General features: G+C 53.7%; 16 protein-coding genes and 1 tRNA gene. All 17 read right to left on the bottom strand.

The window, feature by feature from the left end; translation table 11 throughout:
* Positions 1-2 precede the first annotated feature (2 nt).
* Positions 3-1,097: a 3-dehydroquinate synthase gene (aroB, locus tag AC58P5_RS15615; RefSeq protein WP_497387991.1), complete on the bottom strand. Its 1,095-nt coding sequence runs from the start codon at positions 1,095-1,097 to the stop codon at positions 3-5.
* Between the two features lies 1 nt (position 1,098).
* A complete protein-coding gene (gene aroC, locus AC58P5_RS15610) occupies positions 1,099-2,262 on the bottom strand; it encodes a chorismate synthase (RefSeq protein WP_497387989.1) in 1,164 nt (387 codons plus the stop codon).
* A 195-nt stretch (positions 2,263-2,457) separates the two neighbouring features.
* Positions 2,458-2,622: a hypothetical protein gene (locus AC58P5_RS15605; RefSeq protein WP_181024370.1), complete on the bottom strand. Its 165-nt coding sequence runs from the start codon at positions 2,620-2,622 to the stop codon at positions 2,458-2,460.
* Between the two features lie 62 nt (positions 2,623-2,684).
* Positions 2,685-3,464, bottom strand: coding sequence for a CheR family methyltransferase (locus AC58P5_RS15600; protein ID WP_497387987.1), 780 nt, complete (start codon positions 3,462-3,464; stop codon positions 2,685-2,687).
* A gap of 118 nt (positions 3,465-3,582) precedes the next feature.
* Positions 3,583-4,026: a nucleoside-diphosphate kinase gene (ndk, locus tag AC58P5_RS15595; RefSeq protein WP_497387985.1), complete on the bottom strand. Its 444-nt coding sequence runs from the start codon at positions 4,024-4,026 to the stop codon at positions 3,583-3,585.
* Between the two features lie 124 nt (positions 4,027-4,150).
* Entirely contained in the window at positions 4,151-5,125 is a 975-nt protein-coding gene (locus AC58P5_RS15590) for a polyprenyl synthetase family protein (protein WP_497387983.1), read from the bottom strand.
* Positions 5,122-5,985 (bottom strand): menaquinone biosynthesis protein, encoded by an 864-nt coding sequence (locus AC58P5_RS15585; protein ID WP_497387981.1) that lies wholly within the window; start codon positions 5,983-5,985, stop codon positions 5,122-5,124. Before AC58P5_RS15585 ends, AC58P5_RS15590 begins: the two co-directional genes overlap by 4 nt.
* On the bottom strand, positions 5,945-6,580 hold the full coding sequence (locus AC58P5_RS15580; RefSeq protein ID WP_497387979.1) for a UbiX family flavin prenyltransferase: 636 nt from the start codon (positions 6,578-6,580) through the stop codon (positions 5,945-5,947). Before AC58P5_RS15580 ends, AC58P5_RS15585 begins: the two co-directional genes overlap by 41 nt.
* Positions 6,577-7,461, bottom strand: coding sequence for a UbiA-like polyprenyltransferase (locus AC58P5_RS15575; RefSeq protein WP_497387977.1), 885 nt, complete (start codon positions 7,459-7,461; stop codon positions 6,577-6,579). Before AC58P5_RS15575 ends, AC58P5_RS15580 begins: the two co-directional genes overlap by 4 nt.
* Positions 7,442-8,191, bottom strand: a complete 750-nt coding sequence (locus AC58P5_RS15570; RefSeq protein ID WP_497389092.1) for a demethylmenaquinone methyltransferase — start codon at positions 8,189-8,191, stop codon at positions 7,442-7,444. The genes AC58P5_RS15575 and AC58P5_RS15570 overlap by 20 nt, the downstream gene beginning before the upstream one ends.
* A 14-nt stretch (positions 8,192-8,205) precedes the next feature.
* On the bottom strand, positions 8,206-9,069 hold the full coding sequence (locus AC58P5_RS15565; RefSeq protein WP_497387975.1) for a heptaprenyl diphosphate synthase component 1: 864 nt from the start codon (positions 9,067-9,069) through the stop codon (positions 8,206-8,208).
* Between the two features lie 82 nt (positions 9,070-9,151).
* The gene (locus tag AC58P5_RS15560; protein ID WP_497387973.1) at positions 9,152-9,685 is read right to left on the bottom strand and encodes a hypothetical protein; all 534 of its coding nucleotides are present in this window, start codon (positions 9,683-9,685) and stop codon (positions 9,152-9,154) included.
* A gap of 71 nt (positions 9,686-9,756) precedes the next feature.
* Complete coding sequence (gene mtrB, locus AC58P5_RS15555) at positions 9,757-9,978, bottom strand: trp RNA-binding attenuation protein MtrB (RefSeq protein WP_009672001.1); 222 nt, start codon at positions 9,976-9,978, stop codon at positions 9,757-9,759.
* Between the two features lie 86 nt (positions 9,979-10,064).
* Positions 10,065-11,354, bottom strand: a complete 1,290-nt coding sequence (locus tag AC58P5_RS15550) for a PQQ-dependent sugar dehydrogenase (protein ID WP_497387971.1) — start codon at positions 11,352-11,354, stop codon at positions 10,065-10,067.
* A 181-nt stretch (positions 11,355-11,535) separates the two neighbouring features.
* Positions 11,536-11,612: transfer RNA gene (locus AC58P5_RS15545), tRNA-Pro, on the bottom strand.
* Positions 11,613-11,736: 124 nt separating this feature from the next.
* Positions 11,737-12,009, bottom strand: a complete 273-nt coding sequence (locus AC58P5_RS15540; protein ID WP_009671985.1) for an HU family DNA-binding protein — start codon at positions 12,007-12,009, stop codon at positions 11,737-11,739.
* Positions 12,010-12,292: 283 nt separating this feature from the next.
* Positions 12,293-13,771, bottom strand: a complete 1,479-nt coding sequence (spoIVA, locus tag AC58P5_RS15535) for a stage IV sporulation protein A (RefSeq protein ID WP_009672005.1) — start codon at positions 13,769-13,771, stop codon at positions 12,293-12,295.
* Between the last annotated feature and the right edge of the window lie 181 nt (positions 13,772-13,952).

Raw genomic sequence — 13,952 nt, 5'->3', positions numbered from 1 at the left:
GGTTATGCCTCCCGCTTTAGTTGTTCCACGACTTCTTCCACCCATTCCCGGCGGACATCGTTACGGATTTCCACCTGCCCGACAGCCGTAGGAATAATGAACGTCATGGTGCCTTCCTTGAACTTCTTGTCGTGCATCAACGCGCTCATAATCCGGGCCGTGTCGTACTGTTCCGGCAGACGGACCGGCAGCCCGAAGCTTTGCAGGATACGTTTGGTCACCTCGTAGATATCCTCGGAGTATCCGAGCTTCATGGCAAGCCGTGCCGAACCGACCATCCCGATAGAGATGGCTTCGCCGTGCAAGAGCTCGTTATAGCCGGCAACCGCCTCCAAAGCATGACCGATCGTGTGGCCAAGGTTCAAAATCGCCCGGAGGCTGTTCTCACGCTCATCCTGAGACACCACCAGAGATTTAACTTTGCAGCCTTGATAGAGCCCATACTGCAGAGCTTCCGGGTCCAGGGAAAGCAGCTTCTCCCGGTTGTCTTCCAGCCACGTCACAAAATCGGCGTCCCAGATCAGGCCGTGCTTGATCATTTCCGACAACCCCGCGGAAATGTCCCGTCGCGGAAGGGTTTGTAAAGTCGTTACGTCGTACAGCACCATCTCCGGCTGGTGAAAAGCGCCGATGATGTTCTTCGCCAAAGGATGATTGACCGCAACCTTGCCCCCGACACTGCTGTCATGAGCCAGAATGGTGGTAGGCATTTGTACAAAGGCGATGCCCCGCATAAAGCTTGCCGCAGCGAAACCGGCGAGGTCTCCGACGACGCCTCCGCCCAGTGCGACAATGGTGGACTTGCGGTCCAGCCCGGCTTCAAGAGCGGCTGTAACGATTTTTTCCAGCATCTGCAGAGATTTCGAGCCCTCACCCGGCGGCACGACAAAAGAAGAAGCCTTGTATCCGCCGGCTGTCAGGCTGTCCATGACGGGCTGAAGATGATGGCGCGCGACCGATTCATCCGTCACGACCAGAAGCGGGGCGCGCTTGCTGATGGCATGTTTATCGAAATACGCGGCACAATCCTTGAGCAGCCCTTCTCCCAAATAGATTGGGTACGAGCGCTCGCCGAGATCAACTTTCAGCTCCATCATCTTAGTAGCTCTCCACTTGCTTCAAATAATTCTCATAGTTGCGGCGAATCTCTTCGAGAGAATCTCCGCCGAATTTCTCCATGAACGCCTGCGCGACTTCCCAGGCCACCACGTTCTCCATGATGACGCCGGCAGCCGGCACGGCACAGGTATCGGAGCGTTCCACTTGAGCCGTGAAAGCTTCTTTCGTATCGATATCCACGCTCTGAAGCGGTTTGTATAGAGTCGAGATCGGCTTCATGACGCCTCTTACGACAATCGGTTCGCCCGTCGTCATTCCGCCTTCGAAACCGCCTGCGCGATTGCTCGCCCGGCGGAAGCCCTGCTCGGGATCGTACTGTATCTCGTCGTGCACGCTGGAGCCGCGCAGTTTGGCCGCTTCGAATCCGATTCCGATTTCGCAGCCTTTGAACGCCTGGATGGACAGAACCGCCTGAGCGATGCGGCCGTCCAGCTTGCGGTCCCACTGCACGTGGCTGCCCAGTCCGACCGGAGCGCCTTCCACGATGACTTCCACGATGCCGCCAAGCGTATCTCCGTCGGCCTTCGCCGCATCAATGGCCGCGATCATCGCCGCTTCCGCTTCGGGATCCGTCACTCGCACGGGAGACTGCTCCGTAATCGCGATGAGCTCGTCGATCGGCAGCTGCGGAGATTTCGCCTCCACTTCGCCGATGCGCACAACGTGGCTCGCCAGCTTGATGCCGAACGCTTCCAGCAGCTGTCTCGCAACGGCGCCGCAGGCGACGCGCATCGTCGTTTCCCTGGCGCTGGAGCGCTCCAGGATGTTGCGGAGGTCGCGCTGGTTGTATTTCAAACCGCCGTTGAGATCCGCGTGTCCCGGACGCGGCCGGTTAACCCGGCGCTTTCCTTCGTCCGTATCCGGCTGCTCTTCTATGTTCATAATGGAAGTCCAGTGCTTCCAGTCGTTATTCTCGACTACCAGGGCAATCGGCGCACCTGTCGTTCTGCCGTGGCGCACACCGCCGGCAATGATTGCCGTATCCTTCTCGATCTGCATCCGGCGTCCGCGTCCGTGGCCTTTCTGCCTTCTATGTAATTGGAAGTTCATTGCTTCAAAATCAATCGTCACATTACTCGGAAATCCTTCAATGATCGCAGTCAGCTGCGGACCATGTGTTTCCCCCGCCGTTAAGTATCTCACTACTCTTGCTCCCTTCTAATCCGTACAAATACGGTACCGACAAACACTTTAGCGCTTTCAAGTGCCTAAGTTTTTCTACCATTATAGTATACCCCTATGCGTTTGACAACCGCGGGCACAAAAAACACGCCCTGCGTGCCCGGCGGCATCAAAGCGTGTTTTATCCGGTTTCCACTACACCTGAACTTCCGATCGTCAGCCTCCGGCCGATTGCTTCTGCCAGGGACCGGACGGATCGGCCATCTTCGGATCGTTCATCATCCCGAGAATCTGCACCGAATCTATGCCTAGAATCTGCGCACACTCCTGCATGGTGATAAAGCCCCGGCGATAAGCGGAAATAACTTTTCGTTTATCCATTTGAGTCCTCCTTGAAAGACAGTACTCCAAGTATCGGTTTAAAGAGGAAAAGTTATACATTCCTACCCCTTTTTCCGGTAAAAAAAGGTATCCGCGGGTTCGAGGTCATACTGGGCCGGAGAAAAAATCTGCTCGGTGGAGCCGACGAACAGAATGCCTCCCGGTTTCAACGCTTTTGAAAACTTCTGATACAGCCGATGCTTCGCTTCTTCCGTAAAATAAATGATGACATTGCGGCAGACAATCAAGTCGAAGCCGCTGTCGAAACGGTCCTCCAGCAGGTTCTGCTTCTGGAATTTCACGGCTTTCTTGAGTTCGTCGGACACGTGGAAACCGAGCTGCTCCTGTTTAAAATACGTTTTTACGTAGTGGGGCGGAACGTCTTTGAGCGATCTTTCCACATAAATGCCGCGCCGCGCCTTTTCCAGCGCTCCCTCGTCAATGTCGGTCGCAAGAATGGAGGCGTCACGCAAAGCGCCCAGATGAGACAAGATCATAGCCAGCGTATACGGCTCCTCACCGGTTGAGCAGGCCGCGCTCCAGACTTTGAGGTTCCGGCTCGCGTTTCTCAGTTCCGGCAAAAATTTCTGTTCCATCACTTCCCAGCGGTTCGGGTTCCGCCAAAATTCGGAGACGTTGATGGTCATCCGGTCCAGAAATTCGTAAAAGAGTTCTTTATCTTTCGTCATGGCATCGAAATAGGCCGAGAAGGTATTGTAGCCTTTTTTGATCCGCAGCGTCGTCAGACGCCTTTTCATCTGAGCTTCTTTGTATAATGCGAGATCTATTGATGTGAAGTCCTTGATTTTGCGGATAAATAACGGAAAATCGTCGTTTTCCATGTTGTATCCCACCCCTGATGTATTTGTCCAGTGTTGATATTCCCTATCCGGGGCAAATTCTCCTGCAAAAAAGAAAAAGACATAGGCAAAAATGCCCATATCTTTTTCCCTAGTCTTATTAAAGCCAGCGGGATACGTCGCGCTTGTAATCCAAAATTTCTTCCGGTTTGAAGAAATGGTTGATCTCGCGCTCCGCGCTCTCCGGTGAATCCGAGCCGTGTATAAGGTTTAATCTCGTATGTAAGGCGAAGTCGCCGCGGATCGTTCCGGGAGCCGCTTCCAGTACGTTCGTTTTACCGTTCAGAATGCGGGAAAGCGCAATAACCTGCTCGCCCTGCCACACCATGGCAAATACGGGACCGGAAGTAATAAACTCTACAAGCGGTTCGAAGAAGTCTTTGCCTTTATGCTCGGCATAATGTTCTTCCGCCTGCTCTTTAGTCATCTGCATCAGTTTAGCGGCTACCAGCTGGAAGCCTTTCTGCTCCAGTCTCTTGACGATCTCTCCGATCAGTCCGCGCTGGACGCCGTCCGGTTTTACCATTAGAAAAGTTTTTTCCATGTAATCTGCCTCCAATTGGTAGAAAAGTAATCTCTCTTACTGTACCATCGTTTCAGCAGCACGTACAATGAACAATTGCACACATCCGTGAAACCGGAGCCGGCCGGGCCGATAAAATATAGGATTAGTGCGTGCGGTTGCCGATAAAATGGGCGACCTGGATAAGATCCTGCTTGGCCCGGATGTTCGGAAGCGTGTCCAGAGCCGCAATGGCTTTTGCGATATAGCGGTCGGCAAGCGCGCTGGATTTCTCGATCCCTCCGCTGCCGCGGATCATGTCGAGAACACGGCTGACATCCGTCTGCCCGTCCGCTTTCTGAATGCGTTCGATCTCGCTCAAAATCGGAACCCGGAGCTTCTCCTCCTGCAGGGCGAAAATAACAGGCAGTGTAATATTGCCCTGTTTAATATCGCTGCCGGGCGGTTTGCCGATCTCCTTCTCGGTACCGCACAAATCAAGGATGTCGTCCCGGATTTGAAAGGCGAGCCCGACGTTATAGCCGAACGAATACAGCCGGTTGGATACGTATTCATCGGCTCCCGCCACCATAGCTCCGAGCTGGCAGGAAATCGCGATAAGAAGAGCCGTCTTGCGCTTGATGCGGAGAAGATAATCGCGCAGCGTCTGCTCCGTATGGTAGAAGAAACGGATCTGCTCCATTTCCCCGATGGACATTTCCACCAGGGCCTTCGACAGGATCATATGAACGCGCGGGTCTTCCAGTCTGGCGGCAATCTCCAGCCCTTTGGCAAAAATAAAATCCCCGGTATACATCGCAATCCGGTTGTCCCACTTGGACTTCACGGTATCCTGGCCGCGCCGCGTATCCGCATCGTCGATCACATCGTCGTGAACGAGCGAAGCCGAGTGGAAAAGCTCCAGCGGCACCGCTATCATTTTCAACCGTTCGATATCATAGGTTCCGAATTCGCCGCCCAACAGGACAAGAACAGGCCGGATTCTTTTGCCCCCGGCCTTTAGCAGATGCATGGACGTTTCCGTCAATAACGCGTGGTCGGTCTGCAGGTTGGCTTCCAGTTCCCGCTCGACAGCGCCCACGTCTTTTTTCTTGCGCACGTATATGTTAAGAATTTTCATTCCGTCACCCGCACCCTCGTATTATCGGACCAGATCTGGATGGAGACCTCTTCCGGTAAAAAACCAAGCTCCCAAGCATAGCGGTAATACAGCTCCAGACCGCTCCACTGCTCGGGACCAAATTCGTAGCAAAGATTTCTGAAGTAATGTTCCCAATAAGATTCCGTACCGCCGATTTTCAAGACGGCTTCATTAATAACGCCCGTAAGATCCTCCAGCGACTTGCGTTTGCTTTCCACAAAACCGTCGAAGATCCTTTTAACCAGGTCCGACGACCGTTCGATGGTATCCTTACGGACGGCCCACACGGCAAAAGACATCCAATGGCCGGTCCATTCCTTCCATTCTTGCCCCAGGTCGGTTACGGTATACCCGCTGCCCTGCCAGTTGGCTTTGATGGCATGGTCTCCGATTAGGAGGGCCGCGTCGTTGTCCTTCATCATGTCTTCCAGCACGGGCGGAGCATAGCTGTAGGTCGGATTGCCGCCGTATTTTTTGTTCATGATGATCTTCAGCAGGTTCGTCGTCGTTGCGGAGGTCGTCGGAAGCGCAATTCTTCCGTTTTTCAATTGTTCCAGCGGTTTTTTATGAAAAAGCAGCAGTGAATTCACATATCCGTAAGCGCTGACCGACAAATCGGGAAACAGGACGTAATCCCGGAAATTTTCTCCGTAAGAAAACGAAGAAATGGCGCTCATATCGATCTCTCCCGCCGCCAGAGCCCGGTTTAAACCTGTCGGGACCTGACTTACGAACTCAACTGAATTTGCCAGCTTCTGCACCGGAAAATGGTAAAACACAGGCCAAGCATTCGTAAATTCAATTCTCCCGATGCGCAATTTCTTCTCTGTTGTCGTCATTGCCTTCTCCCCATCTTCTGAACAATTCATGATCCAAATCCATGTTGTCTAGTACCTTCCCCACGAGAAAGGCAACGATGTCTTCCAATGTCTCAGGTCGCTGATAGAAGGCCGGCATGGCCGGAATCAGTTTCACGCCCATTTTGGCAAGGACGAGCATGTTCTCCAGATGAATGGCGTGCAAAGGCGTCTCCCTGGGAACGAGAATGAGCCTGCGCCCTTCTTTCAGCATCACGTCGGCGGCACGCTCCAGAAGATTGTCCGAAGCTCCGCGGGAAATTCCCGCCAAGGTCCCCATCGAACACGGCATAACCACCATGCCCTCGGTGCGGAACGAGCCGCTTGCTATGCCGGCCCCGATGTCCTGGAGCGGATAATACGTGTACGGGCCCGGAAAACCGCCGAAATGAGCTTCCAGCGTTTCTTTCCGCTTGGCGGCCACCCAATCCAGTTCTTCGTGAAGTACCCGCCAGCCGGCCTCCGTAATGACCAGATGGACGGGAACGCCCCTTTTCAGAAGCTCCTTAATGAGCGTCACCCCGTAAATCGCGCCGCTTGCCCCCGTAATGCCGACGACCCAGCCGCGTTTCTTCATCGGAATGTCTCCACCAGAATATCGACCAAAGTAAAGACGAAAACGACGGTGCTGAGTATCCCGTTCATGGTGAAAAATGCCGTATTCAGCTTAGATAAATCCGTCGGCGAAACAAGGCGGTGCTCGTAAAACAAAATGATATACGCGATGATAATGCCGACGAGATACCACCAGCTGAGATTCGTCATAAAGAAAAGCGAAATCAGACCTACGGCAGTCAGCGTATGAAGAATGCGCGCCGTAATCAGCGCCGTCGGAATACCGAAGCGGCCCGGATAGGAATGCAGGCCTTCCTCCCGGTCAAATTCCACGTCCTGGCAGGCGTAAAGCAGGTCGAATCCCGCACTCCACATCGCTACGGTGATGAACAAGACAAGCGCGGCCGGCGTGATTCCTCCGGTAATCGCCACCCATCCGCCGAGCGGAGCAAGGCCCAGGGTGATGCCGAGAACAAAATGGCACGCCCACGTAAACCGTTTGGTGTACGAATAGAAGACAAGAAAAAAGACCGCAACCGGTAGCAGGTAAACGGACAGCAGGTTGAGGTGATAAGCTGACCAGAAAAGCAGCAGGAATGAAAGGATAATAAATACCGTAACTTCCGCGACTGAAATCAGGCCTGCCGGGATCGCCCGGTTTGCCGTCCGCGGGTTTTTCTTGTCGTACTTTTTGTCGATGACCCGGTTCAAGGACATCGCGGCGGTGCGGGCGCCGATCATCGCTAGCGTGATCCACATGATCTGCGTCCACGTCGGCAGGTCCCCCGTTTCCACAACGGCTCCGAGAATAGAACCCATATAAGCGAAAGGAAGGGCGAAAAGGGAATGCTCGAATTTGATCATTTCCAGGAAAATTTTTGTTTTATGAATGAGTTGTCGCATCTGTCTTACTCTCCTGACTCGAATTCCCTTTGACGCCTATATGAAGCGCCGCAATTCCTCCGGTCAGCGGGTAAGCTTCGACCTTGTGAAGCCCCGTTCCGCGAAAAATTTTGGCAAGCTCTTTATAGTCAGGGAAACTGATTAGCGATTCCGGAAGCCATCTGTACTGCTCGTAAGACTTGGCAATCAATTTGCCGAGCACCGGAAGCACTTTCTGAAAATAAAAATAATACAAAGCTTTAAAAGGCCGCCAAGTCGGCTTGGACAGCTCCAGAGAAACGACGAGCCCGCCCGGTTTCACAACGCGCTGCATTTCACGCAGCACCTGCTCCACGTCCGGCACGTTTCGAAGCGCGAACCCGATGGTGGCGTAATCGAAGGTATTATCGTCGAAAGGGAGGCTCATGGCATTGCCGTGCACGAGACGGATCTGGTTGTCCAGTCCCTCTTCACGGATTTTGCCCGCGCCGTAATCAAGCATGTTCTGGCTGAAATCCAGCCCGACCATCTCCCCGGTGCCGCTTGCCTTCGCCATGGAGATCGTCCAATCGCAGGTGCCGCAGCAAATATCGATCGCGGTTGAGCCCGGCTTGACGTTCATTTTGGCCATCGTAAATTTCCGCCAGGCTTTATGCCTGCGGAAGCTTAGGATGCTGTTCATTTTATCGTATTTGGGCGCAATACTTTCAAACACGGAATGAACAAATTGTTCTTTCGTTTTGCCTTGCACGGCTTTCCCCACCTTTATCTCTCTTCCAGTAATCTGGTTTTGGAAATGAAACGAAAAAATGGCTCGCCAATGTGAAACAGTTCACTTGCGAGCTTGTCCGAATCAAGCTGCTTTACTTTCGCTTCCAGCTGTTGAAGCTGGGCGGCAAGCAGGTTGTACAATTGGGACGGCACGTTGTATTTGTGAATCAGCGCTTTGAGTTTAGCCGGGTCCTGCTCCTGAGCTTCAAGCAGTTTCCGCTCTTCTTTGGAGCCGTTCTGGATAATGTGCCAGTAGCCCCAGCTTCCGTGAAAATCCTGAAGGGATTCCGAACGGAAAATTTCCTTGAAAATCACTTCGCAGCGGGTAAACGATTCGAGAATTTCCGGCCATGCGCGGCGGTTTACTTCTTCCATCAGTCCTCCGAACGACTTGAACAGATGGGACTTGATATCCACGGACTGCCGCACGTAGTCTTCAGCCGTGACTTTGAGATGTTTCATCGTCACATAGAGGTTCGTTTTGAGCCGGTTCAGCTCGCAGATGGCCGTGGACAGCCGTTTGATCAGGTCGATTTGACCGGCTTGCGAAAGCAAGTGGTAAAAACGCGAGCTAAAATAATCGCCGGCCAGCACTTTCAGCTGACGGGATCTGGCGGCTTTCTTCTCTTTCACCTCATTAGAAACCGTTACCTCGTCATGCGTATCGAGTCCCATCTGGACAAGCGAAGTGACGAGCGCAAACAATTCGGACGAAGGGTTAAGCCGGGAATCCCTGCTCAAAAAAGCATACAGAAGCTGCGCCCGGAAGTTCGGGAAATCAGGCAGATCCGTATGCTGGCGGATCATGTCATAATCCGTATATTGTTTAGCGATCTCAGGGATCCGATATGGGTTCATACAAAAGCCTCCGTACGTGTGCCAGTTTCATAGATCGTATCTAAGTAATTATAGCATAACCTTTTGAGTGACGCACAAGCAATTATTCTGGAAAGTGGCGCTGCCATTTCTTTGTAAAGGTCAGAAGAAATCTGCGCTGAAGCTCGGCAGCCACCTTGTCTTCGCCGTCGCTTCCTTTCAAGGAGGAAAGTGCCTTCGCCTCCGTACGGGCCGCTTCCATCGCCATGACAAGCTGCGGACCGCTCTCGCCCGGTTTCGGGCCGTATTCCACGACCCTGACGAGCACCCGGCTAATGTTGGAGGTCCGGAGCAGGGACGATTGCGCGATCCGCAGCAGATCGCCGTAAACAACCTTCTTCTCGGCGGTTCCCGGCAGCAGCAGGTCCAGCGAGAGAATGGAATGCGTAAGCTCCACCTTGCGCACGCGCAGCTGAAGCGGGAGACCGTTTACGTAATCGGGCAGATTTGCCTCCGTCAATTCCGGGCCGGAAATACTTCTCCAGGCTTCCGGGCCCTGACTGCCGTTCTTTCTGTCCAAAAACGGGACGAACGCCATAGCGAGCACAACGGCCGCCGACAGGCCGGCTATCGTCAGCAAACGGGCAACTTTGTTCATCGTACAAGGGCACCTCCTGTCTATATCCCATTGTACAATGAAAAAAAGCAGGCTATGCCTGCTGGCGCAAATTATTGTTCGGTTTCGATATTGCCGAACTTCGTCATGATCAGCGCCTTGCCGCGGACCTTCACCGCCGAAGTATGTTCCGTGAACTGGGCGATCATAACCTCGCCTTTGTCCAGCTTTTCGGTATGATGAAAGCGCGTGTCGTGCCCTCTTGTCAGGCCGATCACATGCACGCCGTTTTCTTTCGCTTTAATAATAAAATAATCTCCCTGTGTCTGATCCATAACTCCGCACCCCCTTCTATCCGTACTGCTTATCCGTATGTGGCTTACAATTTATCATGCTTTAAAAAGAAGCCGCCTGTCAACCCTTATTGCCTGCCGGGATGTTTCGGTTTAAGGCGGATGATTTTATCGTCGTCTCCCGCCGGTTTGCCGCGCCCGTCCCGGTTGTTCGTCAGCAGGTACAGAGAGCCGTCGGGACCTTCCGTTACCGAGCGGAGCCGTCCGTAGCTGCCAGCGAACGCGGCTTCCGCCTTGGTGAGCTTGTAGCCGGGTACGGAAGCCGCGGCTCCCGGAGCCGGAGTGCGGTCCGGTTCGAGCGTGAACAGCAGCAGCTTCGTTCCCCTCAGCCCCGCGACGGCGAGTCGTCCCTGCCACGGTCCCCTGCTGACGAACGTCATCCCCGAAGGGGCCCACGTGTCTTTGCCGCTGTGCAGAAGCGGCGGGATAAGGGGTCCCGCCGCCTTGGGCGATCCCGTTTCGTCCCCTTCGATCAGGGGCCAGCCGTAGTTTCCTCCGGGAACGATGACATTCAGCTCGTCATGAGCCGACTGCCCGTGTTCGGAGCTCAGCAGCGCACCGCTTCGCGGGTCCCACGCCAGGCCCTGGGCGTTACGGTGTCCCCAGGAGTACACGGGCGAGCCTTGAAACGGATTGTCTCCGGGAATCGAACCGTCCGGCCGTATCCGGAGGATTTTGCCGCCGAGGCTGTTCATGTCCTGAGCCAGGGGCGGATCATATTTCTCGCCCGTTGTGATATAGAGCATTTTGTCGGGGCCGAATTTGATCCGGCCGCCGTTATGATTCTCTGCCCCCGGTATCCCATCGAGCAGCACACGGTCTATTAGAGCCCCGTCACCTTGCAGCTTCAGCCGCAGCACCCGGTTCTTCGTTTCGCCTCCGACGGAATACGTGTGGTAAACATACAGGTAGGAGTTGGCGGAGAAGTCGGGATCGAGCGCCAGACCGAGCAGGCCGCCTTCCCCGCTGCTGATAAAAGGGTCCTGCAGCTTCAAAAGCGGCTTTTCCTGCAGCTTGCCGTCCCGGATCACCCGCAGTTGACCCGGCCGCTCCGTGAAGAATATACGGCCATCCGGCGCAAAAACCAGTTCCCACGGCACATTGAGGCCGGAAGCAACGATTTCCCGCGTGTAGTCCTCCGCTTTCTGCTCGACGAGTTCGGGCACAACGGGAGCATTCCCGGACCCGCTCTCCTGTGCCTGGCCGGAGGGTTTTTGCCCCGGCGCTTCCGTACCGGCAGGGCCTGCCGTGCCTCCTGTGGAAGCAGGCTTCCCTTCGCACCCCGATGCCATCACGGCTATCGCTGCCGCCGCCGTAAACAGGACGCTTTTAACACGTGTTTGACCGTTCTGCCGCATTTCCGTTCCCCTCCTGCGGATTCGTTGAATCTATCGTAACACAATTGGGCACCGCTTCCAAAAAAAGACCGCTGCCTGGCCGAAAGGAGGAAGGAAATTACCGAGCCGAGCCGCACTAAAAAAATGCTTCCGTCAGGATTTGATCCTAAGCGAAAGCATTTGTGTGTATGTATGGGTTTCATGGTCGGAGTAGCGGGATTCGAACCCACGGCCTCACCCACCCCAAGGGTGCGCGCTACCAGACTGCGCCATACCCCGACGCCGTATCCCCTATTATACGGGATAATCGCAAGTTGTCAATGCGGAAAAAGGGGCAAACAAAAACTAAACCGCGCGCCCGGAGGCACACGGTCTACACAAAATCCATATGTAAGAGAAGCGATTATTGAATGCCGTCTCTCAGCGCTTTGCCAGGTTTGAAAGCAGGAATTTTGCTTGCAGGGATTTCGATTTCATCGCCTGTTTGCGGGTTGCGTCCTTTACGTGCGGAGCGCTCGCGAACTTCGAAGTTGCCGAAACCAACAAGTTGAACTTTGTCTCCCTGCTGAAGAGCTTCGGAAATTGCATCGAATACAGCGTCAACCGCTTTCGTCGCATCCTTCTTGGAAAGCTCGGAGGTCTCAGATACTTTAGCAATCAGTTCGGATTTATTCATGCCTTTCACCTCCCTCCCAAAATATCTACTGTTTTACTTTCTGTTTTCACCGTTTCGTTAAAAAATATACATGAACCGGGCAAAAGCCCAAGCCCATCAACGAAAAAACGAGTACCGAAGAAAACGAAACAAACTTATAGTAATATACGCTAGAGCTTATTTCAAGTCAAAGTCGCTGATTTTGTGGAAAATGCACAAAAAAACAGGGAAATTCTTGGAGAACGTGAAGTTCTCTGAAGAATTTCCCCGGTAAAAATAGTAGAAAATTGAAATGTCAAGTTCGTTATAAAATAATGGCGATGAGCCCTCCGGAGCCTTCGTTGATAATACGTCCGAGCGTCTCCTGGAGCTTGTAGCGGGCGTTATCCGGCATCATGGCCAGCTTGCCTTGAATGCCTTCCCGGACAATAGAGTGCAGGGATCGGCCGAAAATATCGGACTCCCAGATTTTGAGCGGGTTGTCCTCGAAGTCCTGCATCAAGTAACGCACCAGCTCCTCGCTCTGCTTCTCCGTTCCGATAATCGGGGAGAACTCCGACTCCACATCGACACGGATCATATGTATCGAAGGAGCCGTCGCCTTCAGCCTCACACCGAAGCGGGAGCCCTGACGGATAAGCTCAGGCTCATCCAGAGCCATTTCCGCCAACGTAGGCGGCGCGATCCCGTAGCCGGTCGTTTTGACCATTTCCAGCGCTTCGGCGAACTGGTCGTATTCCCTTTTCGCATGGGTGAACTCCTGCATCAGCTGAAGCAGGTGATCCTTACCGCGAATCTCGACGCCGACCACTTCGACCAAAATTTTATCGTACAGTTCATCCGGTGCGTACAGGTCGATCTCGGCTACACCCTGCCCCATGTTCATTCCTGCAAGAGCCGCCCGGTCGATGAACTCGTATTCGGAGAATTGTCCGACAACCCGCTCTACGTCGCGCAAACGGCGAATGTCCTGGACGGTATCGCGGACGGAATTTTCAAAGTGAGTACGCAGCCAGTGCTTCTCCGGCAGCACCATTACCCAGCTCGGCAGGTTCACGTTCACTTCGTGCACCGGGAATTCGTACAGAACTTCACGGAGCACGCCGATCATCTCGTCTTCGCCTGCCGTCGCCACGCTCATCGTGACAACCGGGATGTCGTACTTGCTTTGCAGTTCGCTGCGGAGTTCCTGGGCCGGCTCGCTGTTCGGTTTTTGCGAGTTAATGACAACGATGAACGGCTTGCCGACTTCTTTCAGCTCCGCTATGACTCTTTCTTCCGCCAGCACATAAGACGAACGCGGAATATCTGAAATCGTTCCGTCGGTGGTCACGACAACCCCCAGCGTCGAATGCTCCTGAATGACTTTGCGTGTGCCGATTTCGGCCGCTTCCTGGAACGGGATCGGTTCGTCAAACCACGGCGTCGAAATCATCCGGGGACCGTTCTCGTCCTCGTAACCTTTCGCGCCTTCTACCGCATAGCCGACGCAATCGACCAGCCTGACGTTGACGTTCAGTCCTTCCGCTACGGAAATCTGCACGGCGTTATTCGGCACGAACTTCGGTTCGGTCGTCATAATCGTGCGCCCTGCCGCACTCTGCGGGAGCTCATCCGTGGCTCTGATGCGATCGGTTTCACTCTGGATGTTAGGCAGTACAACTGATTCCACGAAGCGTTTGATGAAGGTCGATTTTCCCGTACGGACCGCTCCAACGACCCCCAGGTAAATATCTCCTCCCGTTCGCTCAGCAATGTCCTTAAAGATATCCACTTTCTCCAAGAGAATCCCTCCTACAGGTTGTTAAATGAAGCGAGAGCCACGATACGTTCTTCAGCCGGCCTTCCCTTTGCCATCCGTATGCGACATAACTCGTACATCATTTGGACTTGTAACAAATATATGTGCCGGTCGTCGAAATATGCCTGGCAATAATCTCTGAAAAAATATATGACTCCGGGAG

Source organism: Paenibacillus sp. JT31N7, from assembly GCF_059692095.1.
This window is presented reverse-complemented; position numbering and strand designations above follow the sequence as displayed.

Excerpts from the sequence above, each read along its gene's own strand:
- aroB (WP_497387991.1), bottom strand. The coding sequence starts at position 1,097 with ATGATGGAGCTGAAAGTTGATCTCGGCGAGCGCTCGTACCCAATCTAT.
- AC58P5_RS15605 (WP_181024370.1), bottom strand. The coding sequence starts at position 2,622 with ATGGATAAACGAAAAGTTATTTCCGCTTATCGCCGGGGCTTTATCACC.
- AC58P5_RS15600 (WP_497387987.1), bottom strand. The coding sequence starts at position 3,464 with ATGGAAAACGACGATTTTCCGTTATTTATCCGCAAAATCAAGGACTTC.
- ndk (WP_497387985.1), bottom strand. The coding sequence starts at position 4,026 with ATGGAAAAAACTTTTCTAATGGTAAAACCGGACGGCGTCCAGCGCGGA.
- AC58P5_RS15590 (WP_497387983.1), bottom strand. The coding sequence starts at position 5,125 with ATGAAAATTCTTAACATATACGTGCGCAAGAAAAAAGACGTGGGCGCT.
- AC58P5_RS15585 (WP_497387981.1), bottom strand. The coding sequence starts at position 5,985 with ATGACGACAACAGAGAAGAAATTGCGCATCGGGAGAATTGAATTTACG.
- AC58P5_RS15580 (WP_497387979.1), bottom strand. The coding sequence starts at position 6,580 with ATGAAGAAACGCGGCTGGGTCGTCGGCATTACGGGGGCAAGCGGCGCG.
- AC58P5_RS15575 (WP_497387977.1), bottom strand. The coding sequence starts at position 7,461 with ATGCGACAACTCATTCATAAAACAAAAATTTTCCTGGAAATGATCAAA.
- AC58P5_RS15565 (WP_497387975.1), bottom strand. The coding sequence starts at position 9,069 with ATGAACCCATATCGGATCCCTGAGATCGCTAAACAATATACGGATTAT.
- AC58P5_RS15560 (WP_497387973.1), bottom strand. The coding sequence starts at position 9,685 with ATGAACAAAGTTGCCCGTTTGCTGACGATAGCCGGCCTGTCGGCGGCC.
- mtrB (WP_009672001.1), bottom strand. The coding sequence starts at position 9,978 with ATGGATCAGACACAGGGAGATTATTTTATTATTAAAGCGAAAGAAAAC.
- AC58P5_RS15550 (WP_497387971.1), bottom strand. The coding sequence starts at position 11,354 with ATGCGGCAGAACGGTCAAACACGTGTTAAAAGCGTCCTGTTTACGGCG.
- AC58P5_RS15540 (WP_009671985.1), bottom strand. The coding sequence starts at position 12,009 with ATGAATAAATCCGAACTGATTGCTAAAGTATCTGAGACCTCCGAGCTT.